Source organism: Mesorhizobium sp. M0159 (assembly GCF_040322295.1).
Taxonomy (GTDB): Bacteria; Pseudomonadota; Alphaproteobacteria; order Rhizobiales; family Rhizobiaceae; genus Mesorhizobium.
Genome location: NZ_JAMYTF010000030.1, coordinates 34,564 through 60,695 on the forward strand (window position 1 = coordinate 34,564; position 26,132 = coordinate 60,695).

General features: G+C 63.0%; 19 protein-coding genes and 1 pseudogene. 9 read left to right on the forward strand and 11 right to left on the reverse strand.

Features of this window, described 5'->3' with window-relative positions; all coding sequences use genetic code 11:
• Window positions 1-3 precede the first annotated feature (3 nt).
• Window positions 4-789, forward strand: coding sequence for an SDR family oxidoreductase (locus NKJ32_RS24400; RefSeq protein WP_352704699.1), 786 nt, complete (start codon window positions 4-6; stop codon window positions 787-789).
• A 55-nt stretch (window positions 790-844) separates the two neighbouring features.
• Here NKJ32_RS24400 and NKJ32_RS24405 read toward each other — a convergent pair whose 3' ends face one another.
• Together NKJ32_RS24405 and NKJ32_RS24410 are read right to left on the reverse strand one after the other, a co-directional pair.
• Window positions 845-1,921 carry a D-alanine--D-alanine ligase family protein gene (locus tag NKJ32_RS24405; protein WP_352590425.1) on the reverse strand — a complete coding sequence of 359 codons (1,077 nt, stop codon included), beginning with the start codon at window positions 1,919-1,921 and terminating at the stop codon, window positions 845-847.
• Between the two features lie 32 nt (window positions 1,922-1,953).
• Window positions 1,954-2,082, reverse strand: coding sequence for a hypothetical protein (locus NKJ32_RS24410; protein WP_352782026.1), 129 nt, complete (start codon window positions 2,080-2,082; stop codon window positions 1,954-1,956).
• A 399-nt stretch (window positions 2,083-2,481) separates the two neighbouring features.
• Here NKJ32_RS24410 and NKJ32_RS24415 point away from each other — a divergent pair, with 399 nt between their 5' ends.
• The 4 genes from NKJ32_RS24415 to NKJ32_RS24430 all read left to right on the forward strand — a co-directional run bounded on the left by NKJ32_RS24415 (window position 2,482) and on the right by NKJ32_RS24430 (window position 8,391).
• The gene (locus NKJ32_RS24415; RefSeq protein WP_031211023.1) at window positions 2,482-3,453 is read left to right on the forward strand and encodes an ABC transporter substrate-binding protein; all 972 of its coding nucleotides are present in this window, start codon (window positions 2,482-2,484) and stop codon (window positions 3,451-3,453) included.
• Window positions 3,454-3,527: 74 nt separating this feature from the next.
• The gene (locus NKJ32_RS24420; RefSeq protein WP_031211022.1) at window positions 3,528-4,604 is read left to right on the forward strand and encodes a quaternary amine ABC transporter ATP-binding protein; all 1,077 of its coding nucleotides are present in this window, start codon (window positions 3,528-3,530) and stop codon (window positions 4,602-4,604) included.
• Complete coding sequence (locus tag NKJ32_RS24425) at window positions 4,601-6,583, forward strand: ABC transporter permease (protein ID WP_023674018.1); 1,983 nt, start codon at window positions 4,601-4,603, stop codon at window positions 6,581-6,583. The genes NKJ32_RS24420 and NKJ32_RS24425 overlap by 4 nt, the downstream gene beginning before the upstream one ends.
• A 158-nt stretch (window positions 6,584-6,741) precedes the next feature.
• Window positions 6,742-8,391 carry a hypothetical protein gene (locus NKJ32_RS24430; RefSeq protein ID WP_352829098.1) on the forward strand — a complete coding sequence of 550 codons (1,650 nt, stop codon included), beginning with the start codon at window positions 6,742-6,744 and terminating at the stop codon, window positions 8,389-8,391.
• 123 nt (window positions 8,392-8,514) lie between these two features.
• Here NKJ32_RS24430 and NKJ32_RS24435 read toward each other — a convergent pair whose 3' ends face one another.
• The 5 genes and pseudogenes from NKJ32_RS24435 to NKJ32_RS24455 all read right to left on the reverse strand — a co-directional run bounded on the left by NKJ32_RS24435 (window position 8,515) and on the right by NKJ32_RS24455 (window position 13,307).
• The gene (locus NKJ32_RS24435; protein WP_023674015.1) at window positions 8,515-9,696 is read right to left on the reverse strand and encodes a M20 aminoacylase family protein; all 1,182 of its coding nucleotides are present in this window, start codon (window positions 9,694-9,696) and stop codon (window positions 8,515-8,517) included.
• Between the two features lie 45 nt (window positions 9,697-9,741).
• Window positions 9,742-10,515: an amino acid ABC transporter ATP-binding protein gene (locus tag NKJ32_RS24440; protein WP_023674014.1), complete on the reverse strand. Its 774-nt coding sequence runs from the start codon at window positions 10,513-10,515 to the stop codon at window positions 9,742-9,744.
• Window positions 10,502-11,422, reverse strand: coding sequence for an amino acid ABC transporter permease (locus NKJ32_RS24445; RefSeq protein ID WP_352829099.1), 921 nt, complete (start codon window positions 11,420-11,422; stop codon window positions 10,502-10,504). Before NKJ32_RS24445 ends, NKJ32_RS24440 begins: the two co-directional genes overlap by 14 nt.
• Window positions 11,423-11,430: 8 nt before the next feature.
• Window positions 11,431-12,260: pseudogene (locus NKJ32_RS24450) on the reverse strand (ABC transporter substrate-binding protein).
• Window positions 12,261-12,332: 72 nt separating this feature from the next.
• Entirely contained in the window at window positions 12,333-13,307 is a 975-nt protein-coding gene (locus NKJ32_RS24455) for a substrate-binding domain-containing protein (protein WP_352634372.1), read from the reverse strand.
• 109 nt (window positions 13,308-13,416) lie between these two features.
• Between NKJ32_RS24455 and NKJ32_RS24460 the strand changes: the two genes are divergently transcribed.
• The 4 genes from NKJ32_RS24460 (at window position 13,417) to NKJ32_RS24475 (ending at window position 22,895) form a co-directional block, all read left to right on the forward strand.
• Entirely contained in the window at window positions 13,417-14,754 is a 1,338-nt protein-coding gene (locus tag NKJ32_RS24460; protein WP_352829100.1) for an aminotransferase-like domain-containing protein, read from the forward strand.
• Window positions 14,755-15,146: 392 nt separating this feature from the next.
• Window positions 15,147-16,325 (forward strand): MFS transporter, encoded by a 1,179-nt coding sequence (locus NKJ32_RS24465; RefSeq protein WP_352829102.1) that lies wholly within the window; start codon window positions 15,147-15,149, stop codon window positions 16,323-16,325.
• 122 nt (window positions 16,326-16,447) lie between these two features.
• Entirely contained in the window at window positions 16,448-17,941 is a 1,494-nt protein-coding gene (locus NKJ32_RS24470) for a pyridoxal-phosphate dependent enzyme (protein WP_352590173.1), read from the forward strand.
• Window positions 17,942-18,239: 298 nt separating this feature from the next.
• Window positions 18,240-22,895 (forward strand): alpha/beta fold hydrolase, encoded by a 4,656-nt coding sequence (locus NKJ32_RS24475; RefSeq protein ID WP_352829103.1) that lies wholly within the window; start codon window positions 18,240-18,242, stop codon window positions 22,893-22,895.
• 63 nt (window positions 22,896-22,958) lie between these two features.
• On the opposite strand, the gene NKJ32_RS24480 is transcribed toward NKJ32_RS24475, so the two are convergent.
• The 4 genes from NKJ32_RS24480 to NKJ32_RS24495 form a co-directional block, all read right to left on the reverse strand.
• Window positions 22,959-23,789, reverse strand: coding sequence for an alpha/beta fold hydrolase (locus NKJ32_RS24480; protein WP_352829104.1), 831 nt, complete (start codon window positions 23,787-23,789; stop codon window positions 22,959-22,961).
• Entirely contained in the window at window positions 23,786-24,043 is a 258-nt protein-coding gene (locus tag NKJ32_RS24485; protein ID WP_198023510.1) for a YjiS-like domain-containing protein, read from the reverse strand. Before NKJ32_RS24485 ends, NKJ32_RS24480 begins: the two co-directional genes overlap by 4 nt.
• Window positions 24,044-24,167: 124 nt before the next feature.
• A complete protein-coding gene (locus tag NKJ32_RS24490) occupies window positions 24,168-25,394 on the reverse strand; it encodes an NAD(P)-binding domain-containing protein (RefSeq protein ID WP_352829106.1) in 1,227 nt (408 codons plus the stop codon).
• 106 nt (window positions 25,395-25,500) lie between these two features.
• Window positions 25,501-26,100 (reverse strand): OsmC family protein, encoded by a 600-nt coding sequence (locus tag NKJ32_RS24495; RefSeq protein ID WP_352782047.1) that lies wholly within the window; start codon window positions 26,098-26,100, stop codon window positions 25,501-25,503.
• Between the last annotated feature and the right edge of the window lie 32 nt (window positions 26,101-26,132).

The window sequence follows — 26,132 nt, forward strand, 5'->3', positions numbered from 1 at the left end:
AAAATGCAGATGCGATTCCAGGGAAAAACGGCGGTCATCACCGGCGCCAGCGGCGGCATTGGTGCGGCAATGGCCAGGCGCTTCGCGGCGGAAGGTGCCGCGGTCGTCGTCAGCGCCATCGACGCGCGCGTCGACGAGGTCGCCGCCGATCTCAAGGCTGCGGGCGCCAGGGTCGCATCGCTGCGCATGGACGTGACCAAAAAGGACGAGGTCGTCGCCCTTTATGACCTGGCCGAGCAACAATTCGGCCGCATCGACATCTCCGTGCAGAATGCCGGTGTCATCACCATCGCCAGGATCGAGGCGATAACCGAGGCCGAATGGGACAAGGTGATGGCGGTCAACACCAAGGGCGTGTTCCTGTGCTGCCAGGAGGCGATCGCGCGCATCCGCAAGCATGGCGATGGCGGCCGGCTGATCAACACCGCATCCGGCCAGGCGCGGCAGGGCTTTATCTACACGCCGCATTATGCGGCCTCGAAATTCGGCGTCGTCGGCGTCACCCAGAGCCTGGCCAAGGAAGTGGCCAAGGAGAAGATCACCGTCAACGCGATCTGCCCCGGCATCATCGACACCGATATGTGGGCCTATAACGACGCCGCATGGGGCAAGTTGATGGGCGACTACAAGCCCGGCGAGCTGATGGCCGAATGGGTGAAGAACATCCCGATGGGCCGCGCCGGCAGCGGCGAAGATGTCTCCGGCCTGGTCAGCTTTCTGGCCAGCGACGATGCAGCCTACATCACCGGCCAGACCATCAATGTCGATGGCGGCCTGATCATGTCGTGAGCGGCGGCGCGGGCCAACGTACCATCCACCGGATATGAAAGCCGCTTCGCTGCGTTCAGCCTGGTCGGCCGGCCCGTGCCAATCCATGCTCCACGAGCCGGTCGATGATTTCGGAATAGCTGACGCCGCTCGCCGCCATTGCCTTGGAATACATGCTGATATCGGTGAAGCCGGGGATGGTGTTGATTTCATTGACCAGGAATTGCATGTCCGGTGTCAGGAAAAAGTCGACGCGCGCCATCCCGTCACAGCCGACGGCTCTGAAAGCCCTTGCGGCCACGTCCCGCATGGCTGCCTCGACCTCCGGCGGCAGTTCGGCCGGCACTTTAAGTGCCGCGCCGTTCTCGTCGATGTATTTGGCATCGTAGCTGTAGAAATCGTGGCTTTCGGCCGGCACGATCTCGCCTGGCCGCGAGACGAACAGGTCGCCTGCCGGGTCCTCCAACACGCTATATTCGATCTCGCGCCCACGAATGAATTCCTCGGCCAACAGCTTGCAATCGTGCCGGAAGGCTTCAGCAAGCGCTCCATCGAATTCCTGGCTGGCATGGACTTTTCCGACGCCGACAGACGATCCCTGACGCGCCGGTTTGATGAAGAACGGCAGGCCGAGTTCGCTTTCCAGTGCAGCGAGGGCGGGCGCCGCACCTTCATGGATCGTCACTGAGCGCGCGATTGGCAGCCCCGCCGCTTCCAGGAGCCGTTTGGCGATGTCCTTGTCCAGCGCGGTTGCCGAACCCAGGATGCCGCAGCCGGCGAGCGGCACCCGAGCCACCTCGGCCACCCCCTGTACCGAGCCGTCTTCGCCATGAGGGCCGTGCAGGACAGGAAACAGGATGTCGATCTTCGGCAGATCATAGGGCGTGCCGTCGGCCGGGATCGCCATCATCCGTCCGCGCCCGCCCGGAACCAGGCAAACTTCCATGCCGGCCGCAGGTTTTGCGAGCGTACCATCCTGGAAGCTGCTCAGCAGCCACTGTCCTTCGCTCGTGACGAAGATTGGGAGGGCATCGTATTTGGCGGACAGCAGCGCACGCATGACATTGGTTGCTGAAAGCACCGAAACGTCATGTTCGGCGGAACGTCCGCCAAAGAGCACGGCAATTCGCAGTCTGTTCAAGGAAGAGGTCATGAAAGCCTCGGATATGATCTGGTGTTGAAAGGTCACAAGCCGGCGGCGATCCCGCGGTTGGCGAAGAAGTAAGGCATTTTGGTCTGCTGCATTGTATCGGTACCCTGTCCTCGCGGCTCGCATACGGGATGACCGGCAACCTTGGCTTTTTTCAAACTCATCTACGGGTCCATCCAAAAGACGGGCCGTGAAATTGGCACCGGCGTTAATCGTTGCGCGACGTGAACGTTGGTATATATAATTTCATCCCATGAAAGTGGCTCTGGGCGAGTTGCTGAGCCAACAGCCGAGATCATGGGACTTTGATGGTTTGCCCCTCAAGACCGGCGATCGATCCGTGGATGACTGCCTTGGCAGCAATCCTTCGGCAGTCATGACGCGGCCGGTCCCGCCACATCTTCACCAATTTGGGCACCACCCCCGTTTTTGCGCCGGCATCCGCTTCGGCAGCATTGTGGCGCCTACGGCCTTGCGCAACGACCAGCTTTTCCAACACAATCAAAAAGACGCAAGAAGGGAACTAACGATAACGTCCACCAGAGCTTGACAGGAGAACAAGCATGTCACTTCGGAGCATGATTTCGAATTTCTCAATGGGAGCCTTAACACTTGCCGCAGCCGCACTGACATCTTCGGCCTATGCGGCAGCGCCGGAATCCAACGACCCGATCAAGATCGCACTGTTCGATTGGACCAGCGTCAATCTGAACGCCAAGATCCTCGGCGGCATCCTCGAAAAGCTCGGCTATACCGTCGAGTATCCGACCGCCGACTATCTCTCCAGCCTGACCACCGGCCTGACCAATGGCGACATCGATGTCGGCTTGGAATTCTGGGACACGACGGCCGGCGAGGCGATGAAGGCCTCGGACGCGACGGGCCAGACCGAACGCCTCGGCAAGCTCGGACCCAAGGCCAAGGAAGAATGGTGGTTTCCCGAATATATGAAAGAGAAATGCCCCGGCCTGCCGAACTGGGAAGCGCTGAAAGATCCGAAATGCGCCGAGGCCTTTTCGACGGCCGAAACCACACCGAAGGGGCGCTATCTCGGCGGCCCGGTGACATGGGAAGGTTTTGACGACGAACGCGTCGAGGCGCTGAAACTGCCCTTCACCGTCATCCATGCCGGAACCGATGCGGCGATGTTCGCCGAACTGGACTCGGCCTATCAGCGCAAGGCGCCGATCATGCTGTGGATCTATTCGCCGCATTGGGCGCCGGCCAAATACAAGGGCGAATGGGTCGAATTCCCTGACTATACGACAGAGTGCTACACCGACCCGAAATGGGGTGTGAACCCCGACGCGAAATATGACTGCGGCAAGCCGCATGGCGAGATCTGGAAATATTCCTGGGCCGGCATGAAGGACAAATGGCCTGTCGCCTACAAGGTCGCGAAAAACTACACGGTCGACACCGACGAGCTCAACAAGATGAGCGGCGAGATCGATCTCGAAGGCAAGACGCCGGAAGACGTCGCCGCCGCCTGGATCGCCGCCCACGAAGCCGACTGGAAAGCCTGGGCCGAGTGACCGTCTGACTGGAAATCCGACGACCCGGCCATCCGTGGCCGGGTCTCGATCCCGTGTTCCAGAAGGACGATCGCATGACCGATACGATTGAACAGGCGGCGAAAGCGGGCAACGACGCCCGCCCGATAAAGCTTGCCTGTCGCAATGTCTGGAAGCTGTTCGGGGCGGACGCGGCCGATTTCATCCGCCGGCGCGACGGCAAGGCCAGCCTGGCGGACATCGCCGCTGCCGGACTGGTTGGCGCGGTGCGCGCCGTCGATCTCGAAATCCGCCAGGGCGAGATCTTCATCATCATGGGACTTTCGGGGTCAGGCAAGTCGACGCTGGTGCGCTGCATGTCGCGGCTGATCGAGCCGACCCACGGCAAGGTCGAGTTTGAAGGCAAGGACCTGCTCAAGATTTCCGATGCCGCGCTGATCGAGCTGCGACGCCACCGCATGGGCATGGTGTTCCAGAATTTTGCCTTGCTGCCGCATCTCAACGTACTGGAGAACATTGCCTTCCCCCTCGGCATCCAGGGGCAGGACCGGCCGACGCGCGAGGCGCGCGCGCGGGAAGTGATCGAGCTGGTCGGCTTGCGCGGTCGCGAGCATTTCTATCCGCGCGAGCTTTCCGGCGGCCAGCAGCAGCGCGTCGGCATCGCCCGCAGCCTCGCCACAAAGCCGGAAATCTGGTTCCTCGACGAGCCGTTCTCGGCCCTCGATCCGCTGATCCGCCGTGAGATGCAGGACGAGCTGATGCGGCTGCAGACCATGCTGCACAAGACCATCGTCTTCATTACCCATGATTTCGACGAGGCCATCCGGCTGGCCGACCGGATCGCCATCATGAAGGACGGCGAGGTCATCCAGATCGGCACGCCGGAAGAGCTGGTGGTCAATCCGGCGACCGACTATGTCGCCGAATTCACCCGCGATGTCGATCGCGCCAAGGTGATATCGGCGCGCAGCCTGATGCGCGCCTGCGACGGCGCCGAGTACGGCGGCACGGTCGCGCCGGATGCCAAGATATCAAGTTTTTCGGCTGATATCGTCTCTGCCGGCAAGCCCTTCGCGGTGGTCAACGGCACCGGCAAGCCGATCGGCTTAGTCACGCCGCAGGCAGTGATCGATCTTCTCGCCGGCATAGAACGTCGTGGGGCTGGCGCATGACGGTCACGGCAAGCGGCAGCGCAGCGAGGCCCCGGCCGGTTCAAACCTGGCTGGCGATCTGGGCCTGCGCGCTCGCCGCCGTGCTTATCGTCTTCCTGCTGCAGGAAAGCCTGCCCTGGGCGGTCAATTACCCGGCCGGCGCGATCGTTCCTGTCGCAGACTGGGTCGGTGCGCTGATGAACTGGGTGAAGTCGAACTTCTCCTGGCTGACCCGCTCGATCACCGCGGTGCTCGGCGTGCCGCTCGATTTCGCGCTCGGTCTTCTGGCCAAGAATTTCAAGATCGGCCATGGCGCGGATATGATCGTCTTGCCGCGCCTGTCCTGGGTCGGCGTCTGCGCTGCCGCCTACCTTGCCGGACGCGCCGCCGGCGGCTGGAAGCTGGGTGCGCTGGCCGGCGGCTGTTTTCTCTACATCGCGCTGTTCGGGCAGTGGACCAGCGCCATGTTGACGCTGGGCTTGATCTCGATCGCCGTGCCGTTTTGCATTGTCACCGGGCTGTTCGCCGGCATCTGGGCATGGCGCAAGCCTTGGGCGGAGAGGTTGTTGATCTCCCCTGCCCTCGATCTGATGCAGACGATCCCGACCTTCGCCTATCTGATCCCGATGCTGCTTCTGTTCGGCAACAGCCCGGTCTCGGCAATGATCGCGACGGCAATTTTCGCGACGCCGCCAATGGTGCGGGCGACGATGCTCGGCCTGTCGCGGGTGCCGTCGGAGATCGACGATTTCAGCGAGATGGCCGGCTGCACGGCACGGCAAAAGCTGTGGCGGGTGCTGTTGCCGTCGGCGCGGCCGACATTGATGGTCGGCGTCAACCAGGTCATCATGCTGGCGCTCAATATGGTGATCATCGCCTCGATGATCGGTGCCGGTGGGCTCGGCTATGACGTGCTTTTGGCGTTGCGCGCGCTCAAGGTCGGCGAGGCGATGGAAGCTGGCCTCGCCATCGTCGCACTGGCAATTGCACTCGACCGGCTGAGCCAGGCGATCGCGCACAATCACGCCAAGGGCAATGTCCGCCATCAGGCCAGCACGAGTTTCTGGCGGCGCTATCCCAATCTGACGCTGGCCGTTGCCATCCTCGCCGTCGCCACGCTGCTCGGCCTGTTCGTGCCGGCGTTCGCCGCGGTGCCGAAAGCGATCACCTTCACCACCGCGCCTTTGTGGAAGGCGGCGGTGAACTGGATCACCATCAACTTCTTCGACACGATCGAAGCGTTCCGCGTGGCGCTTATCCTCAATGTGCTCAACCCGGTGCGCGCCTTCTGCGAGGGCTTTCCGTGGCTGGGCGCGGTGTGTCTCCTCGGCCTTGCCGGCTACCAGCTCGGCGGCTTGCGCCTCGCCGCCCTGGTCGCGGCATTGACAGCGTTCTGCGCCGCCACCGGACTTTGGGAAAAGACCATGGCGACGGTCTATTTGTGCGGCATCTCGGCCTTTATCGCCTGCCTGATCGGCATCCCGATCGGGCTGATGGCATCGCGCAGCGACCGCTTCGAAAAGATCGTCACGCCGGTCATCGACACGCTGCAGGTGCTGCCGTCGTTCTGCTTCATCATTCCGGTGGTCATGCTGTTCAGGGTCGGCGACGTCACCGCGATGATCGCCACCGTCGCGTTCGCCGTGGTGCCGGCGATCCGCTATACCAATCACGGCATTCGACAGGTGCCGCCGGCGCTGATCGAGGCGGCGAAGGTTTCGGGCTGCACCAGGCGCCAGACCTTCTTTCGCGTGCAGCTGCCGCTGGCGTTGCCCGAGATTATGCTCGGCGTCAACCAGACCATCCTGATGGCGCTGGCGATGATCATCATCTGCGCCATGGTCGGCACGCGCGATCTCGGCCAGGAGGTGTTCATCGCCCTGTCCAAGGCCGATTCCGGTCGCGGCATCGTCGCCGGCCTCGCCATCGCCTTCATCGGCATCGTCGCAGACCGGCTGTTCAACGCCTGGACGGCGAAGGCTCGGGCAAGGCTGGGATAGTCCGGAATAGGACGGCCTCAGGAAGCTGCCGCCAAGCGCGCCGTTAACGAGGCACCGATCCCTACGCCTAAAGACATAGCCATTCGGGATTATTGCTCGTTTTTGCCTCACATCGTACGGCTGTCATGGGACGGGTAGGCTCAACAGGAGAGCGGATAATGTCTACACGCGTTCCTTTTACTCCCGGCGATCTGGTGGATCATCAATGGGGTACCGATGACATCCTCACTAGCGACCTGGCTACAGCTATCTTAATCGGCGATGCTGGCGGCAGCATGTTCGATTTTTCTAAGGGCGGCAACGACACCTTCACGGCGCTGCCAATCTCCACAACCACTACTGCCTACGGTGATGCTGGCGACGATATGTCGGACCACAGCAAGGGCGGCAACGACACTTTCACGGGCGCCTCGCTAGGCACCTACACTTTCTACGGTGATGCCGGCGGCAACATGTTCGGTCACGCCCAGGGCGGCGGCGACAGTTTTAGGGCCGAGGGCGACTCCTTCAACACTTTTTACGGCGACGCCGGCGGCGACATGTCTGACCACAGCAAGGGCGGCAACGATACCTTCAGCAGTGAAGTGGGTCGACGGGTAGACAACACGTTCTACGGTGACGCCGGCGGCAACATGTTCGGCTTTGCTCAAGGCGGTGACGACACTTTCCTGACCCAAACTAAACAAGGAGCTGACCACACCTTCTACGGTGATGCGGGCGGCGAAATGTCGGATCACAGCAGGGGCGGCAACGACACCTTCCAGGGCTCCAGGCAGGCCACCAACACTTTCTTCGGTGACGCCGGCAGCAACATGTCCGGCAATGCGCAGGGCGGCGACGACAGTTTCACGAGCAGGACCGACTCCAACAACACTTTCTACGGTGATGCCGGCGGCGATATGTCGGACTACAGTAAGGGTGGCAACGACACCTTCACGGGCGCCTTCTTTTCCACCAACACTTTCTTCGGTGATGCCGGCGGCAACATGTCGGGCCATGCTCAGGGCGGCGACGACCGTTACACAGACCTGGGTGGGGCGATCCCGAGCAAAACTCTTTATGGCGATGCGGGCGGCGATCTTTCCGGTTTTGCCGCGGGCGGCAACGACAACTTCACGAGCGCGGGTGGCTCGGAGATAACTTTCTACGGCGACGCGGGCGGCAGTATGTTCGACCATGCGCTTGGGGGCGATGATGTGGCCGTGCTGCACGGCACCCATAATTTGGGGTATGGCGACGCTGTCACGATGCTCGGCAGCGCTGTGGGCGGCAATGACACCCTGACCGGCGGGGACAAAAGCGCCTTTCCTGATGTTCTAAACGAGTTGTACGGCGACGCATTCGCTATGTCGGAGTCCGCCACGGGCGGCAACGATATTCTTACCGGCGGCCAGAACAGCGAAAGCGGCCAAGTCCGTAACTTCTTGTGCGGCGACGCTCTGCAGATGTCCGGTTCGGCTCTGGGCGGAAACGATACCCTGTACGCCGGGAGCGCGGCACCCGGCTGCACCGTCATCAACGACATGTGGGGTGACGGGCAACTGAGCGAACTGGCTCAGGGCGGCAGAGATCAATTCATATTCAAGGACGATGGTTCAATGACGGTCGGAACCCAAAACACCATCTACGACTTCAGCCAGACCCAAGGCGACACCATCGTGTTTAGTGGCGTGGAGGGCGTGCAATCGTTCGATGATCTCACAATTGCGCAAAGTGGAACCGACACCATCATTACCGCAGGAGTCGATCAAGTTACTCTCGCAAACTTTACAAGCCCGCTGACGACGAGTGACTTTTTGTTTGTCTGAAAGCGAAGCTCTTATCGCATTCGAAGAGGGGGAATGCGTGAGAATTCGTTGAGCATCGTCGCGCGGCCGGTCGCCCCAATAATGCTCGACCGGCCGATCGACAATCCCAGCCGCAGGTATGGGTCAAGCGGCCAGGAATCTCTCGGTCAATCGAGCCCAGAGCGCTGCGCCGACGGTCAGATTGCCGTCGTTGAAATCATATTTCGAGCTGTGCAGGATGGCTGAATCCTCGCCGTTTCCGAGGCGCAGGAAGCAACCGGGTTTGTGTTCGAGGAAATAAGAAAAATCTTCGCTGCCGGGGATCAACGGGCAGACGGACACCTTGTCCTGACCGACGAGTTCGACAGCGATGTCTGTCGCAAAGGACGTCTCGCGCTCGGAATTGACCACCACCGGGTAGCCGCGCTCGTAATCGATCTCGACTGTTGCGCCATGCGCCTGCGCCACAAGTGCTGCGATATTGCGAATACGCTGCTCGAGCGTGTCGCGGATCTCGGCCGAGAAGGAGCGGACGCTCAGCGTGATTTCGGCGTGTTCCGGGATGACGTTGGAGGCCGTGCCTCCGTGAATCGTGCCGACGGTGACGACAGCTGTCTCGATCGGGTTGACGTTGCGCGACACAACCGTCTGCAGGGTCATGACGATGTTGGCGGCAGCGACGATCGGGTCGACCGTCAGGTGCGGACGCGAGGCGTGGCCGCCACGCCCGGCGATCCTGATGGTGACGGTATCGCTCGCCGCCATCAGCGGCCCGGCGCGCATCAGGAACGAACCCGTCGGCGCGCCCGGGTGGTTGTGCAGCCCGAATATCGCATCGCAGGGAAAGCGCTCGAACAGGCCGTCGGCGATCATCGCCTGCGCCCCGCTTCCCTTGCCGGCTTCCTCGGCCGGCTGGAAGATAAGGTTCACCGTGCCGTTGAAATGCCGTGTGCGCGCCAGGTATTCGGCGGCGCCGAGCAGCATCGTGGTGTGGCCGTCATGACCGCAGGCGTGCATCTTGCCGCTGGCCTGGCTGGCATAAGGGAGATTGGTCGCTTCGGTGATCGGCAGGGCGTCCATGTCGGCACGGATGGCGATGCTGCGGCCGCTGCCCTGGCGCAGACGGCCGACGACCCCGAGCCCGCCGACATTGCGCGTCACCTCATAGCCCCAGCTTTCGAGCCGTTCGGCAACGTATGCAGCCGTTTCTTGCTCCTGGAATGAAAGCTCGGGATGCGCGTGCAGGTGCTGGCGGGCCGCTGCAAGCTCGGCGGCCTTGTCGGCGAAGTCGGAAATGTCGGCGAACTGGTTGGAGGTCTTTGGCATGGGAGGTCCTTTGCCGGCCGAGCAGGTGCCGCGCCGGTTTTGCTTTTAGATGAAACGACTCAGGAAAGCCCGCGTGCGCGGGTGCCTGGGTTTAGCGAGAACCTCGTCCGGAGGCCCGGCCTCGATCACATTACCGTCGTCCATGAACACCACCCGATCCGCTGCTTCGCGGGCGAACCCGATCTCATGCGTGACCACGATCATGGTCAAGCCCTGCCTGGCGAGATCGCGCATGGTGGCGAGCACCTCGCCGACCAGCTCCGGATCGAGCGCCGACGTCGGCTCGTCGAAGAGCATCAATTTCGGGCGGATGGCGAGCGCACGGGCGATGGCGACGCGCTGCTGCTGGCCGCCTGAAAGCTGGCGCGGATAAGCGTCGATCTTGTCGGCAAGACCGACACGGGTCAGCAGTTCGCGGGCGTAGCCGATCGCCTCCTTGCGGTTCTCCCGGTGAACGCCGACCGGAGCCTCGATGACGTTCTGCAGCGTCGTCATGTGCGGATAGAGATTGAACTGCTGGAACACCATGCCGATCTTGCGCCGCTGCGCGGCGATCGCGCGGTCGGAAAGCTTGTCGAGGCGGCCGTCGTGCAACCGGTAACCGATCTGCTCGCCGTCCACCTCGATCGACCCTTGGTCGATCGCCTCGAGATGATTGATGCATCGCAGGAAGGTCGACTTTCCGGAGCCGGACGGTCCGAGAATGACCACCACCTCGCCAGGCGCGACGTCCAGATCAATGCCCTTCAGCACCTCGAGCGGGCCGAACGCCTTGTGAACGTTGCGCGCCCGGACCAGGGGCGTGTCATGCGCGCTCATTGGCGGCCTCCAGGGTGGCGGTCGCGGTCTTGTCGCGCGCGCCGCGGTCGCCGCGGCTGTAGTGGCGTTCGATCGCGCCTTGCGCGACATTGAGGACCGAGGTGATCAGCAGGTACCACAGCACTGCAACCATCAGCAGCGGAACGATTTCGAAGGTGCGGTTGTAGATCGACTGTACCGAGTAGAGCAGGTCGGCCATGGCGATGACGCTGACAAGCGACGTCGCCTTGATCATGCTGATCAGCTGATTGCCGGTCGGCGGCACGATCGACCGCATCGCCTGCGGGATGATGATGCGCCGCAAGGACCGGGCGCGGGTCATGCCGAAGGCTTCAGCCGTTTCGGCCTGTCCCTTGTCCACCGACAGCAGCCCGCCACGGATGATCTCGGCCATGTAGGCGGCCTCGTTCAGCGCCAGACCAAGAACGGCGGCCGTCAAAGGCGTGATCAGGTCGTTGGTGTTCCAACTGGCGAAGCCAATGGAAATGCGCGGAAACAGCGTCGAAAGGTTGTACCACAGGATCAATTGCACCAGCAGCGGCGTTCCCCGGAAGAACCAGATGAACAGGCCGGAGAGAAGGGATGCCAGCCTGTCGTTCGACATGCGCGCGATGGCGAGCAGCAGGCCGAGCACGATACCCAGGATCATCGCCACGACCGTCAGGCCGAGCGTTACGGAAAGCCCCTGCATGACCGTCGGATCGAAGAAATACTGGGCGACCACCGGCCAGCCGAAATTCGGGTTGACCGCAACGATATAGGCGAAGCCGGCCGCCACGGCGACGGTGAACGCCCAGAGCGCCAGCCGGACGAGCGGAAACGGCCTGTGGGCTCGTTTGACGTCGCGCAGCGCGTCGTCGGGACGTCGCGGCAGCCCGGCCGCGTAGGCAGCGGTGGCGTCGGTCATGGCAGCCTCTACTGGCCCTGGTTGATGCCTGGCGCGTCGATCATGTTCTTCTCGAGGCCCCACTTCTTCATGACCGCGGCGTAGGTGCCGTTCTTCATCAGGATCTTGAAGGCGTCGAGCAGCACGCCGCCCAGCGGCGAACCCTTCTTTACGACGGCGCCTTGGTAGATGTCCTTAAAGCCGTTGGCCTGGCCGACACCGGCGAGTTCCAGCTGGCCCTTCGCCTGCTCGACGAAATAGGTCAGCGGCGCCTGCGAGGAGAAGAATGCGTCGGAGCGTTTCGACCGGACGGCCAGTATCGAGCTCGGCTGGTCGGTGAAGGATTGCACCTCGACGGCCGGCTTGTCGCCCTCGGTGCATTTCTGCGCCTGCTGCTTGATGACCTTTTCGGCCGAGCCACCCGACATGACGGCGATGCGCTTGCCGCACGCGGTGTCGAGCGAGGTGATGCCTTGCGGGTTGCCCTTCTCGACGGCGAAGACGACGTATTCGCGCACCCAATCGATGAAGTCGTGGATTTCTGGCGGTCGGGATAGTCGCCGACAGGCCCCATCGCGAACTGATAACGGCCGGCATTGATGCCGCTCAGCAAAGCCGGCAGGCCGGCGACCGAGGCATGATCGATCTCGACGCCGAGCAGCTGGCCGATGGCGTCGGAAATGTCCCTGGTCGCCCCCGACAGTTCGGTGCCGGTGACGATCTCATAGGGCGGGAATGAGCCGTTGTTGACGGCTGTGATCTTTCCCGCCGCGCGGATCTCTTCCGGCAGCCGGGCCCGCAAATCCTCGTTCACCGATTGCTTCTGGATATCCTGGGCAAAGCTGGCCTGCGCCAGCATGGTGACGAGCGAGGCGAATATGAAGCTGATTGTCCTCATGGCATTCTCCTTCGTGTTCTTCGTTGTGCGTTGTCAGGCTGCGGTGGCCCGCGATCTGGCCTCGAAAGGAAACAAGGCTTCGGCGGAAATCGGTTCCGCCAGAATGCCCTGGGCATGGAGCTCGGTGACGAAATCCTCGATCATGCGCTGGTTGGCGGGCAGGCCGCTAGCGTTCCAGGAGGCAGGCAGGTCGCGTCCCGTGTGGAGCAGCTCCTCGAGGATCCAGGGCGAGGTGTCGGCATATTTTCGGCGCTTGCCCGTCCAGACGCGCTGGCTTTCGTCGATCAGCCTGGCGAGTTCCTGCGGCAGCCAGGGGTGCTCCCTGACCAGGGCGGCCTTGACGGCGACCAGATGCATGCCCGGGACATAACCGACGTCGGCGAAATAGGCGCGTTCGGCCGCGCGAAAATCGCGCAGCACTTGCCGGAAGCCGGAAGCCGGGCCGAAAAAGCCGTCCGGCATGAAGGGCGTGAAAACGGCGTCGAGCTCGCCTTGCGACAGCAGCTCCATCATCGGGCGCTCGCCTGGTGCTGCTTCGATGCGCCCCGGCCTGCCGAATCCGTCGAGGCGGTCGGCGATCGGGTGCCCCGATGTCAGCCTGCCGGCGAACCAATAGGCATCCTCGACGCCGACGCCTTCCCGGCGAAGTGCTGCGCGCGTCCATGTGTTACCGGAATCGCGCCAGCCGGTCACGCCGATGCGTTTGCCGGCAAGGTCGGAAAGCCGTTCCAGCGGGCTGGTCTCGACCGTTATGATGCAGCGATGGCGAAAGCCGCGCATGATGAAGCACGGTAATCCAACCACCGTATCGACGCCCGAAGCCATGGCCGACACATAACGGCTGAATGAGACCTCCGCCGCATCGTAGTTCGGATCGGTACCGAGGTCCGGAATGAGCGTGGCGACGCGATCAACCTTCACCGACAAGCGGCTCGAAGTGACGTCACCCAGCACCAAAGGGGTGAGATAGTCCCAATCGCGGGTGGCTACAGTGATGGAAACGGGCATCGGCATGAACTTCAACGCTATGTTTGACCGGCGATTGGTAAATGTTTATTTTTGGCCGATCAAATGTTATTATGTTATTGAACATTAGCTTTAATGGTCGCGGGTGCCGATGGATTTCGATGCAGGATGGTTCGCTGATCGCCTTGGCGACCGCACGATGCGCGGCATCGCGCGCGAGACCAGTGCGCTGATCAGAAGCGGCGCGCTGCCTGTCGGCGCAAAGCTTCCGCCGGTGCGCGATCTGGCCTATGTGCTTGGCGTCAGCCCGGCGACGGTCTCGCAGGCGTGGAGCGAGTTGCGGCGCTACAAGATCATCGGCGGCCGCGGACGCAACGGCACCTGGATCATGGGCAACCGCTTTGCCGCCCGGCCCGAGCGCCACATGAGCGGCGGCAATTACGGACAGGATGTTCTGAACCTGGCGATCGCGGAGCCCGATGTGAGGCTCTTGCCGCCGCTCGACATCGCGCTGGCGCATGGTGCGCGCGCCGAAAAGCTCAACAGCTACGAGCGGGTGCGCATCCTGCCCGAGCTGGAGGCCGCAGTGCGCCCGTCATGGCCGTACGATCCCGGCGCGTTCCTGGCCACCAATGGCGGTTACAACGCCATCTACACCTTGCTGCATGCGCTGGTCCCGCCGGGGGCGCCGGTGGCCATCGAGAACCCAACGGCGCTTCGCCTGCTCGACATCCTCGAGGATCTCGACGTGCCGATCATCCCGGTAGACTGCGACAGCGACGGTCCCTTGCCGGATGCACTTGCCAACGCTCTGCGGCAGCGGCCCGTCGCGTTCCTGTTCCAGCCGCGCGTCCATTCGGTTACCGGCGCCTGCATGTCGTCGGCGCGGCTGGAAGTCATCGGCGACCTGCTCGCCGGCACCGACGTGCTGATTGTCGAAGATGACGGCGTCGGCGATATTGCCTCGGCGCCGCGCATTTCGCTTGGCCGGCGTTTTCCCGATCGCGTCGTCCATATCCTATCCTATTCCAAGACCCATGGCCCGGACCTGCGGCTCGCCGTGCTGTCCGGATCGGCGACGATCGTCGAGCAGATCCAGTCCTACCGCAGCTTCAGCTCGGGATGGACCAGCCGCATCCTGCAGGCGGCCACCGCCTGGCTGCTGCAAAACCCGGCCACGGCCGCCCTGGTGGAGCAGGCGAAGGAGGTATACCGCGGCCGTCGCGAACGGCTCGCCGGCGAACTGGCGAAACGCAACGTCGCGATCGACGCCGGACATGGGCTCAGCGTCCTCATTCCCGTTGCCTCGGAACCTTACGCGATGGTCACGCTGGCTGCACATGGTATCGCGGTCCATGCCGGGGCGAAGTTTTCGACCGGAAAGACCAGCGCCGTGCGCGTCGCGACCAGCATCTTGAGCGAGGAGCACCTCGAGCACGTCGCGGATTCCCTGGCGCTGGCAGCCGACCCGGCACGGGAGGTTAGCTAAAGGGTCAGCTGCTCCGACGGATAGTTGCCGACTGGCCATATACAGACCCTGTCTTCTTTCGCGTTCAACTGCCGCTGGCCGGTCCCGAGATCATGCTCGGCGTCAACCAGTCCGTCATGGTGGCGCTGGCGATGATCATAAGATCTCCCTGATCCGCCGTTCACCGAGAGGAGGCTGCAAGTTTAGGCGGGGCGTTTCCACGGCCCGCGTTGGAGTTTCCACGCTGACGCACACGCCTGCTTCCATACCGCTGGCCGATGACAGCTTCGAAGAGGTCCTTCGAGGGCAGAAACATGTCGAATCGTCAGGTATCACCAACTGGAGGCAGGGAGGTTCGGGACAGCGCGATACGGCTGCGCGGCCTGTTGGCTGCGGCCGGTGCCACAACCGCTATGGCGTTCGGATTTGGCAGCCTGGCGCTCACATCCGTCTTCATCAGACCGCTTGAGGCGGAGTTTGGCTGGTCGCGAGCCGACATCAGCCTTGCCTACACGCTATCAAGCGTCGGCATGGCGTTGGGCGGGCTGTTCTGGGGCCGGCTGTCGGACCGCCTGAATGTCAAAAGCCTGCTATTCATCGGCTCAGCTGGCATGGTGATCGCGCTCGCCGCGCTTTCCTCCGCCACTTCGCTCCGGCAGATCTATGCGGCCAACTTCGCTTTGGGCGGGCTAGGCTTTGCCTGTCTGTACGCGCCGGTACTTGCAGTGACCGGACTCTGGTTCGACCGCCGCCGCGGCTTGGCGATAGGGATCGTCACAGCAGGCGGAGCCCTAGGCCAAGGCATAATGCCCTACGCCGCAAATGCCTTGATCGACGGCGTCGGCTGGCGCCTCGCATACGCGATTATGGCTGTGGCGACGATGGCTGCGCTGGCGATCTCCATGCCAGCGGTTCAGACGCCGCCCGTCGATCGGACCGTTATCGCACCGGTGCATTTTTCAGCGAAACCAAGTTTCCAAGGTGGCCGCCTTTCCCCGGTGACGCTGCTATCTGCCGCAGCCTTCCTCTGCTGCGCCTGCATGGGCGTCCCGCTGATGCACCTCACGAGCTTCGTCACGGCTGTGTGCGGGTCTTCGGATGTCGGATCGCTCAGCCTGCTGACCGCCATGCTGTTCGGCGCCGTCGGGCGGATCGCGTTCGGGCTCCTCGCCGACCGGGCAAGCAATCTTGCCGCCTATGCCCTGGCGTCGTTTATTCAGACGGCATGCGTTGCGATTTTTCCCGCGCTGGACCAGCAGCTGAGCCTGCTGGCGCTGTCGGCGGTTTTCGGCTTCGGCTTCGCCGGAAACATGACGTGCCTGATCCTTTGCGTGCGCCAGTTTGCGCCAGCCGAATGCTTTGGCCAGTCACTCGGCATCGTCATGCTGATCGCCTGGCTGGGCATGGGGGTGGCCGGTTATTTCGGCGGTTTCGTCTATGACACCTTCGGCAGCTATGGACCCGCTTTCCTGGTGGCATCTGTCGCAGGCGCGGCCAATCTCGTGGTTCTGGGCCTGTTGGCGGCATCATCCGGCGCAAGAGCGCAGGTCCCATTATGCGGCCGCCTTGCGGATCCTGCGATGAGCCGCTGATTCAAACGTTGAAATTCGGCTTAATTCCACGTTGGTTCGAACGCTGCAAACCACGGCCTTCCTGCCAATCTCAGAGATCGAAGAGGGCGGAGCACCGTCATCACCAGGCAAGGACAGCTGAGATGAGCAGTATCTACGACAGCATTCTCGACACGATCGGCGACACGCCGGTCGTCCGCCTTTCCCGCATCAACAATGGTGCCGCTTCGCTCTATGCCAAGATCGAGGCGTTCAATCCTGGTGGCTCGATCAAGGACCGTCTTGCCGCCGCGATCATCGAAGAAGCGGAGAGTTCCGGTGCACTTCGGCCCGGCCAGACGGTGATCGAGGCGACGAGCGGCAACACGGGCATCGGACTTGCCATGGTTTGCGCGCGGAAAGGCTATCCTCTCGTCATCGTAATGCCGGAGAACGCCAGCCTCGAACGCCGCAAGCTGATGCGTTTCTTCGGTGCCAAGGTCGTGTTGAGCCCTGCCGTCGAGCGCGGCAGCGGCATGCTCGCCAAGGCGGTCGAGCTGGCCGGAGCGCACGGCTGGTTCCTCTGCCGGCAATTCGAGACGCCCGTCAACGCCGATGTCCATGCCCGCACGACAGCACTCGAAATCCTCGCGGCGTTCCAGGACCGTCCACTCGATTACTGGGTCACCGGCACCGGGACCGGCGGAACGCTGGCCGGTGTGGCGCGAGTACTCAAGCGCGAGCGCCCGGAAACGCGGATCATCGTCTGCGAGCCCGACAATTCGGCGCTGCTGTCGAGTGGCATTCCCCAAACTTTCGACGAACACGGACTGCCCACTCGTGCGCACACTCGCTTCCGGCCACACCCGATGCAGGGCTGGAGCCCTGATTTCATTCCGCAGATCGTCGGCAACGCGATGGCTGACGATCTTGTGGACGAAATCTTGCCGGTTTCAGGCGCCAGCGCTTTGGAAGCTGCGCGCCGGCTTGCGACGGAAGAAGGAATACTGGCGGGGATCTCCGGCGGGGCTACCTTGAGCGGGGCACTGGAAATCGCTGGACGCGTCGGACCGGAGCGGAACGTGCTCTGTATGTTGCCTGACACGGGCGAGCGGTATCTCAGCACGATCCTGTTCGATCACATCAGCGAGGAAATGTCGCCGGCCGAAGAGGCGATCTCTCGCTCCACACCCGGCTACCGCTTCGACCGGCCGCCGTCCTTCGCCCTTTCATCGGCGCCCGTGAACGAAATCCAAATCGATCAGTCGGCGCATGCGTTTGTCGATGAGGCGATCTATGATCCGGAGCATTCGGTGGTCATGTTCGCCCTGACATGGTGCGAATTCTGCTGGACGGTGAGAAAGCTCTTCGACCGTGCCGGAATCGTCTACAGGTCCATCGAAATCGATGCTCCGGAATTCCAGAAGAACGGCCGGGACGGGGAAATCCGCAAGGCTCTGAGGGCCCGGATCGGTTCGCCTACAATTCCGCAGGTCTTTGTCGGCGGCAAGTATATCGGTGGCTGCATGGATACGCTTGCGGCCTGGCGGGACGGCACGCTCGCCGCCCGGCTGGAGTTCGTTGGCGCAAACTACACGCCCGGCGCATGCGCAAATCCCGAGAGCCTGCTGCCCCGATGGGTGCGCGCGGCAGCGTGAGACCCCGCCTCCGGGCCTTTCAGAGTGCCGTCGCCACCATCAAAGCGAGCCGGAACGGGCGTGATCCCGTTCCGGCTCGGCATTCATGTGGACTTGTCCGTGTCGGCCTTCCCACAAAGCGAAGGCAAATCAGAGCGCAGGCGGAAACCTCACGCTTCCGGAAACGAACGCTTTCGGCAGCGGCACGGACTTGATACAATCCATGGCTAATTTAGCAGCGACTGGGATTGGCAAAGTGTCGCTCGAAATTCGCGTTCTCGGAGATCTGACCGTCCTTCGCCTTGGCGAGGTCGTTTCCTTGCCGCCTTCGAAAAAGACGCGGGCGCTACTGGCCTATCTTGCGCTCGTAGAGCGCCCGCAGCGGCGCGAGCGCCTTTGCGAGATGTTCTGGGAGGTACCGGACGATCCTCGCGGCGCCCTGCGCTGGAGTCTCTCGAAGATCCGACAGGTCGTCGACATCGGGAACGGCGAGATCCTGCAAGCCGACCGCAACGCAGTTCGCCTGAACACCAGCGAAGTCGTGCTGGACATCGCGCCGCTCCGGGGCCTCGGCGGTCGTGACATAGAGGCTCTCGGACCGGAGAAACTGGAGGCCCTCGCCGGAGCGTTCCGCGGCCGTTTCCTGGATGATCTTTCACTGCCGCGCTGTCCGGAATTCGAAGCCTGGCGCATTGCGACCGCCGACGAACTGCACGTGACGCATCTGCGCATCCTTCGGGTGCTCGTCGACCGGCTTGAGCCGGCGCGGGCACTTCCGTACGCGCATGTCCTGGACGGGTTGGAGCCTGGGGACGAGGCTCTTCGAGCGGACATCCGCCGGCTGAGCGAGGCAGCACGGCAATCCGCCATGGTCCAGAGCCGCGCTTCGAGTAGCGACATCGGGGTCGCTCCCGCCGATGAGAACGTCCCTCCGACGCGTGTTTTGCCTGCGTCGGAGATACAGCTTGCCTCTCCGCCGGAGCGAATCCTTGCGCAGGAGATTCGCCGGTGCACGACGCCCGACGGCGCGCGCTTGGCCTATTCCTTGAGTGGTCAAGGCCCCCCTTTGGTAAGGGCCGCCCACTGGATGTCCCATCTCGAGCTCGAATGGGACAGTCCGGTGTGGAAGCATTGGATCGAGGGCCTCTCCGCGCACTACCAGCTGATACGTTACGACCAGCGCGGCAACGGCCTGTCGGACCGGTATCCCGCCGACCTGTCCTTCGAGGCCATGGTTGCCGACCTGGAGAGCATCATCGATGCGGCTGGTCTGCGCCGCGTTTCCCTGCTTGGCATTTCCCAGGGGTGCGCCGTTTCGATAGCCTATGCCGTCCGGCATCCAGAGCGTGTGGCGGGGATGGTGCTGTATGGCGGATTCACCAAAGGTTGGCGCAAACGGGGCAATCAGCGCGAAATAGCGCGCCGCGAAGCGATGGGAGCGCTGATTCAGGAAGGCTGGGGCCAAGACGACCCGGTGTTCCGGCAAATGTTCACCTCCCTCTTCATTCCGGAAGCAACGCCGGAACAGAGGAATTGGTATAACGAGTTGCAACGCAATACCGTCTCGCCGGAGATTGCCCATCGCATCTTCGAGGAAGGCGCCGTCATTGACGTTGACGAGCTGTTACCGCGGGTCCGCGTCCCGACCCTGGTGATGCATGCTACGGGGGACGCGGTCATTCCGTTCGATCATGGCCAGGCGATGGCTGGGAAAATCCCCGGCGCGCGTTTCGTTGCGCTAGACAGCGTCAACCACGTGCTGCTTGGCCACGAACCGGCATTCGCGACCTTCGTCGACGAAACGCGTCGTTTCCTTGCCGACCCCGAACAGACGCAGCAACTGGCAGGCCCTCCGGCGTCCTTGGGAATCAACCGCTCTCGGCAATACATAACAGTGCTGGCCGCGGAAGTGGTCAGTCCCATGCATCTCCTCGAAACGGAGGATCCGGAAGTGGCGATCCGCGAATTCCAGCCCGTCGAGGATCGGGTGATAGACGTCGTGGAGAGCCATGGCGGCGTCGTCACGTCGGCTGCTGACGGGACAATCACCGCAGCATTCGGCCTCGCTCGCGCCACCGAGGATCACGCTTATCTTGCATGCCGCGCCGCGCTTGCGGCCAAGCTGGCAGTGGAGGAGCTTTCCCAGGGCGGGATCCAGTTGAGGGCCGGAATAGACACCGGCGAGGTGATCGTACGGCAGCAATGGACGACCAAAGCCAGCAAGGTTGAACTGGCCGGAGCCGCGCCGCGTGCGGCCAACCGGCTGATGCGTGCCTTGCACCGTGCGACGATCGCCGCGACAGGCCGGGCGCGCGCAGCCGCCGGCGGCTATGTGCAGATGCACCGCTTAGCGCATTCGGAGCATCCGCAACTTGGCCACGAGGAACGCATTTACGAGCTGTTGGGCGAAAATCACGCTTTGTCGCGCTGGCACCTAAGGGCCAACCGCGGCCTCACCGGACTGGTGGCGCGCGAGCTCGAGCTGAAAATCCTTCTTGCAACCTGGCGCCGGGTCAGGGAGGGCCACGGCCAGGTCGCCGGGATCGTCGCCGACGCCGGCATGGGCAAGTCGAGGCTTGCCCATGAATTTCTTTCCCTCGACGAGGTGGCCGGTTTTACTGTGCTTGAATGTGGCGGTCTGGAGTTTGATTCATCAGTTACTCTGGGTGCTGTAAAGAAGCTGCTGCTCTCGGCTTGTGGCATTCGTGGCGAAGACGGCTTGGCGGAAGCCCAGCGTCTGTTTGCCTTCAAACGGGCTGAACTGGACCTGGATCCAAGTCATACGGCGCCGCTTTCCTTCCTCGCGGACCTGCCGGTCGACGATTCTTGCTGGTGGCATCTCGATGCGCGGGAGCGGACCTCACGGGTATCCGAGGCGATGAGCGCATTTCTCGTTGCCTTGAGCCGGGCCGCGCCCGTAGCCGTGCTTATCGAGGATCTGCACTGGATCGATGCCGAGAGCGAGGCCGTAATGAACAGGCTGGTCGAGGTCATGGGCGCCAACCGTATCATGCTGCTCGCCACCTACAGGCCGCAGTACCGGCACGAATGGAACCGCCGCGGCTATTTCCAGCAGATAAGGCTGGAGCGGTTCGCGCGGGACGAAATGGAGCAGTTCCTCACCGAATTGCTGGGATCCGATCCCAGCTTGGGGGAACTGCGGCAATCGCTTGCCGAGCGGGCCGAGGGCACGCCGCTATTCCTGGAAGAAATGGTGCGCGGACTGGTTGCGGACGGTGCACTTGCCGGCCAGTCCGGCCGCTACGAGCTCAAGAGGCCAGTGGATTCCATCACCATCCCGTCGACGGTTCAATCGCTCATCGCCGCACGTATCCAGCAGCTGGGTGACTCGGAAAGGCAGGCACTCCAACTCGCTTCGGTTATCGGTAAGAATGTTCCGTATCCCCTGCTGAGGGCACTCTCGCCGCTCTCGGATGCGGAGCTGGGGGTATGCCTGGCCAAACTGCAGAGTTTGGAATTCCTGTTCGAGGTCCAGAGCTATCCTCACGTGGAGTATACGTTCAAGCACGCGTTGACGCTCAAGGTGACCTACGAATCCCTGCTGGGGGAGGACCGAAAAAGGCTGCATCGGGCTGCATTGGTTGCGATGGACAGACTCTATGCCGGATCGCTGAACCACCACATCGAGGAACTGGCCGAACACGCGCTTCTTGCCGAGGCATGGGAACCGGCCGCGGATTATCTGCTGCAAGCGGCGGGTCGGGCTGAGGAACGCTCGGCCTATTCCGCCGCGGTCCAGTTCCTCGAAAACGCCCGCAAAGCAGTCGCCGCGCTGCCCCGAAATCCGAAAACCCTCGCCCAGGCGATCAACCTGCGGGTGCGGATGCGGCCCGCCTACGGCGCCCTGGGTGCCTATCGGAAGGCGCTGCCGCAGCTATTGGAAGCGCGCGAACTGGCCATGGAACTGGGCGATCCGCAACTCATCTCCGACGTGTTGCTCCACTTGAGCTATCTCAACAGCTCCCACGGCCACTACGAGGAGGCGCTGGAACCGGCCAACACACTCAAGCGCGGCGCGACGGCAAATGGCGTGCAGCGCTGCATAAGCGAGTCGGACCTGGCCGCCTCACAGGCGCTTCTGATCCGCAGCGAGGCGCGGCAGGTGCTGGAGCGGCTTGTTCCGCATGAGGAGAGGTTCACCAAAGCTTGGCGTCTGGAGCGTTTCGGACAGCTCGGTGCGCGTGCGGTTTGGTACCTTGGGCACCGCGCGCAGGCGGAAGCGCGGCTTGGCCGGTTCGATGATGCGGAACGTTCGCTTGCCGAACTGCAGAAGGTCGCCGCCGAAGTGGCGCGCCCGATCGATAGCTGCGCGGCCGCCTATTTCACCGGTGTGGTGGGCGTCCTGCGCGGGCCCGAGCCGGCGCTTGTCGAGGCGCTGCAATTGTGGTCCTCCGAAGCCGCTACCAGCGCATCTATCCTACTCCGGCCATGGCTGTTGACCGTGCTCGGGCATGCGGAATTCCTGCTCGGCCGCAACCACGACGCGGGCGCCACCTTGGAAATGGCGGTGACCGAGGCTGAGCGGCTCGATCTTGCCCAGTTCGAATGTCACGCGCGCGCGGTGCTCGCATGCGTGCGTGCGCGCCTGTATGAGCCGGAAGCTGCGGCCAATCTCGGCCATGCGCTCGAGCTTGCGCGGGGACGCGGCGACCCGTGGAGCGAGATCATCGTACTGCGCGGCCTTGCGGAGCTGAAATCTTCCAGATCGGCCATTAGTTGGCTCGAACAGGCCTGCAGCCTTGCCAGGCGCGTTGAGCTACGGCCAGAGCTTGCCCGCTCCTTGCTAGCTCTCGGGCTCGCGAAGCGGCGCGGCAAAATCGCTGGCGTGGATGCCACTCTCGCGGAAGCGGCCAAGCTCTACAGAGAAATGCAGATGCGGGAGGATTTCTCCGGCACGGAAGAGCCGGCCGGAAGTGTCCTGCCCGATCGCGTTCGCATGGCGGTTACGGCTTGATCCCTCCGCATCCAGGGATCTGCTTCGAAGGTTTGCGCTGCCTGTAGGGCAAGCAAGCCGCGGTCACGCAGCTCGCGACCCCGCGGTGTCATGGAACGATATCTGCCGGACCAAACGATCCGCCACCACGTCTGCGTGGGTCAGCGGTCCCATATGTCCGGCGCCAGGAACAATCGCCCCGATTGCGGCCGGAACGCGGGAAACGAGTTCGCGGGCGATGAGCCGCGTCGGAGCTGGTGCAAATTCGCCGCGCAATACCAAGACCGGAAAGCCAAATCGGGCATATTCGCTTGCTGGCGTCGATTCATGGATCAATGCGTGGAAGTCCAGGCTGGCCTTCGGCAGAAACCGCACGAGTGCGGCCTGAAGTTCCGGCTTCATCGCGGCGAAGATGCCGGCCCCACCCCAGTAGTCGATGAAATGAGCTGTCGCGGTCAGGTAACTGCCGTTGATCAGGCCGTCATGGACGGTGCCTGCGATCGCCAAGACTTCGCCGAGCGCCTCGTGGCCCTCACAGTCCAGCTCGCGCAGCAGGTGAAAGGCAGACGGCTCATAAAGCGAGAGGCTGGCCGGCCGGTCTGGACGCACCGCTGCTATATGCAGGGCCAATCCACCACCATAGGAATGGCCAACAAGATGCACAGGCCCGTCATGGTGGTCGATCATCTCCAGGATACCGGCGGCTTCGTCGGTCAGATGGAAAGCGCCGGCACCAGTCCAGGTGCCGCCGCCCGGCGCCCCGATCAGTTCGGGTGCGATGAGCCGGTAGCTGTCATCGAGCCGCTCCGCCAGGCTGCGCCATTGCCGTCCGCTGCCGCCTGAGCAGTGCAGGGCGATGACAAGCGGTGCCTGGCACGCCCTATGCGAGACGTGGGACGTCGATGCGGCAATCATCGAGCCCCGCCCTCCTCCGCCCTCAAAAAACGCGTGCGGCGGCTGGGATCACGCCCGGCAAACGAAGTGATCCAGTTGATCTCGAAGCGGGTGATGCCGATGTCGCGCAAGATGTAGTCCGGCAACTCATAAAGCTGTCTACGGTCCCGTTGGATACGAATGAAACGCCAGACTGCGGCCAACATTGTTCCGCCAGCCCAGCGCAAACCTCGCGTTCTGGTGAGGCACAGGGATGGGTTCACCATTTCACTCATTTTGATTTTCTCCATGGTTGCGGGCGCTGACTACGGCGCCAGTGGAGCCCTTGTCGTTGTCCGCCGTGAGCTTCATCGTTGAAGGCAACGTCGATTTTTGCCGCGCTAGCGTTGTATTCGGCGGTCAGGCCGCTGCTCGGCGGGAGACGTCGAGAAACATTGCCAGGTGAGCCGCCAGCGCCTCCGCATCGCGGCCGACGCCGTCGAGGAAGCTGGAGCTTCGATGGCGCATGAAATTGAGGCCGAGCACGTAGAGTCCCGGATACGCGCAGACGCCGCCATCGTTCAGGATTTCGCCCCGGGCGTCGAACACATCCAGCTTCAGCCATGGGTATTCCCGGCGATAGCCGGTAGCCCATATGATCGTCTGGATACCCTGGTCGATGAGGTCGATTTCGGTCGCCTCGGCGCTCAGGATCAGGCTCGGAATGGAACCGGGATCGATCGAGTAGAGGCCATCGCCGGCGGCCGCGCGGTCTATATTGGCCAGCACGCGCCTCAGCCTGCGTTCCGCCGCCATGGTCGTTTCGGCGAGATCGCCGTTGAACCGAATGCGTGCATCGCAGGCGGCAGCCGCTCGACCGACAAGACGAATGCCTTGCTCCCGAAGACCGGCAAGGTCGAGCGTCCTGCGCTCGGGTGTGCCTATCAGCTGCAGGGAGGGCTGCCGCCGTGCCGCGGTGAGATCCGGAACTTCAGCGACAGGCTTGGCAAGCGTTCCCAGCCGGTCGAGCCACCACAGGATGTCGTGCCCGCGGTAAAGCCTCGGTAGGCGTGTATGACTGCCGACCGACAGGGTCACCGGGCGTCCGGAGCGATTGATCTCCTCCGCAAGTTGTATGCCGGTCGCCGAGGCCCCGGCCACGAGAACGCCACCCTGGGGCAGGTGCTGAGGATTGCGATAGTCCCGCGGCACGACCTGCCTGATCCGGGAGGAGATCTGCTTTGCTAGTGGCGGAATGCGTGGCCGGTCGCTGTATCCGGTCGCGACCACGACCGCACGCACGCTCCATTGGCCGCGATCGGTCAGCAGCCGGAAGCCTCCGTCGACCCTTTCGGTCGAAAGCACCTCCACACCGTCCTCCACCGGTGCGGTGATCGAGCACGCGTAATCCTCTAGGAACCCCACCGTCTCGGCCATTGTCATGAAGCCGTCGGGATTGGCTCCGCGATAACCGCCGCCGGGCAGGCGTGTCATCCAGTTGGGCGTCAGCAGGCGCAGCGAATCCCACCGTTCGCTGCGCCAGCGCTCCGCGATGCGGCCGCGCTCCAGCACGACGTGGTAGACCCCGCGCTCGGACAGGCACCGGCTCATGGCTAAACCCGCCTGTCCGGCGCCGATAACGGCCACGTCTGTGCGTCGCATGGAATTCGCGCCTTGTAAGCAGGGGTACGAGATCGCCGGCGCCATCCTTTTACGGGACGAGGCCGGCGATATTGCTCTTCCGAACTGGAGATCAGCCCTTCACGGCAACCGAGACCGGCACGCCGTTGGTCAGCACGTCGAACACCGCGGAACGGGCGCGCGACTGCATTACGATTTCCTCGAGCTTCTCAGCCGAAGCATCGCCCTTGATCTTGAAGGAGATACGGATGCCCTGGTAGCCGTTGCGGACCTCGTTAGAGATGCCGAGGATGCCGCGAAGGTCGATGTCGCCTTCGACGGTCGATTCCACCTCATGCAGCGTCACGCCGCGCGCGGCCGCGATGTTCGCGATGCCGGCGGTGAGGCAGGAAGCAAGCGCGTGGAGGAGGTATTCGACCGGCGTCGGGCCGTTGTCTTCGCCGCACAGGACCGCCGGATGATCGCTGTCGGCCTGGTATGCCGTCACATGCGGCTGCTCGGCGCCGGCGCCGAAGAAGTTGGCCATCGTGCTGCGGCTGTGCGTGCCGGTGATCCAGTGGCTCTTGGCCCGGAACTGGAACTTGGCAAGCTCCGGCTGGCCCGCGACGGCATTGATGGTGGCCAGAAGGGTGGGCGTATTGACGCCGTTCCTCGGCTCTCGCGACGCCTTCTTAACGGAAGCCTTTTCCATGACCATTGTATCGTCCTGCATGTCATTCACTCCTGGGTTCGGATGTTGCGCGA

What these genes read in the sequence shown, in the direction of transcription:
- NKJ32_RS24425 (WP_023674018.1), top strand. Translation starts at nt 4,601, where the DNA reads ATGACGGTCACGGCAAGCGGCAGCGCAGCGAGGCCCCGGCCGGTTCAA.
- NKJ32_RS24420 (WP_031211022.1), top strand. Translation starts at nt 3,528, where the DNA reads ATGACCGATACGATTGAACAGGCGGCGAAAGCGGGCAACGACGCCCGC.
- NKJ32_RS24465 (WP_352829102.1), top strand. Translation starts at nt 15,147, where the DNA reads ATGGCGTTCGGATTTGGCAGCCTGGCGCTCACATCCGTCTTCATCAGA.
- NKJ32_RS24455 (WP_352634372.1), bottom strand. Translation starts at nt 13,307, where the DNA reads ATGCCCGTTTCCATCACTGTAGCCACCCGCGATTGGGACTATCTCACC.
- NKJ32_RS24480 (WP_352829104.1), bottom strand. Translation starts at nt 23,789, where the DNA reads ATGATTGCCGCATCGACGTCCCACGTCTCGCATAGGGCGTGCCAGGCA.
- NKJ32_RS24410 (WP_352782026.1), bottom strand. Translation starts at nt 2,082, where the DNA reads ATGAGTTTGAAAAAAGCCAAGGTTGCCGGTCATCCCGTATGCGAGCCG.
- NKJ32_RS24460 (WP_352829100.1), top strand. Translation starts at nt 13,417, where the DNA reads ATGGATTTCGATGCAGGATGGTTCGCTGATCGCCTTGGCGACCGCACG.
- NKJ32_RS24440 (WP_023674014.1), bottom strand. Translation starts at nt 10,515, where the DNA reads ATGAGCGCGCATGACACGCCCCTGGTCCGGGCGCGCAACGTTCACAAG.
- NKJ32_RS24400 (WP_352704699.1), top strand. Translation starts at nt 4, where the DNA reads ATGCAGATGCGATTCCAGGGAAAAACGGCGGTCATCACCGGCGCCAGC.
- NKJ32_RS24430 (WP_352829098.1), top strand. Translation starts at nt 6,742, where the DNA reads ATGTCTACACGCGTTCCTTTTACTCCCGGCGATCTGGTGGATCATCAA.
- NKJ32_RS24495 (WP_352782047.1), bottom strand. Translation starts at nt 26,100, where the DNA reads ATGCAGGACGATACAATGGTCATGGAAAAGGCTTCCGTTAAGAAGGCG.
- NKJ32_RS24470 (WP_352590173.1), top strand. Translation starts at nt 16,448, where the DNA reads ATGAGCAGTATCTACGACAGCATTCTCGACACGATCGGCGACACGCCG.
- NKJ32_RS24415 (WP_031211023.1), top strand. Translation starts at nt 2,482, where the DNA reads ATGTCACTTCGGAGCATGATTTCGAATTTCTCAATGGGAGCCTTAACA.
- NKJ32_RS24405 (WP_352590425.1), bottom strand. Translation starts at nt 1,921, where the DNA reads ATGACCTCTTCCTTGAACAGACTGCGAATTGCCGTGCTCTTTGGCGGA.
- NKJ32_RS24445 (WP_352829099.1), bottom strand. Translation starts at nt 11,422, where the DNA reads ATGACCGACGCCACCGCTGCCTACGCGGCCGGGCTGCCGCGACGTCCC.
- NKJ32_RS24435 (WP_023674015.1), bottom strand. Translation starts at nt 9,696, where the DNA reads ATGCCAAAGACCTCCAACCAGTTCGCCGACATTTCCGACTTCGCCGAC.
- NKJ32_RS24485 (WP_198023510.1), bottom strand. Translation starts at nt 24,043, where the DNA reads ATGAGTGAAATGGTGAACCCATCCCTGTGCCTCACCAGAACGCGAGGT.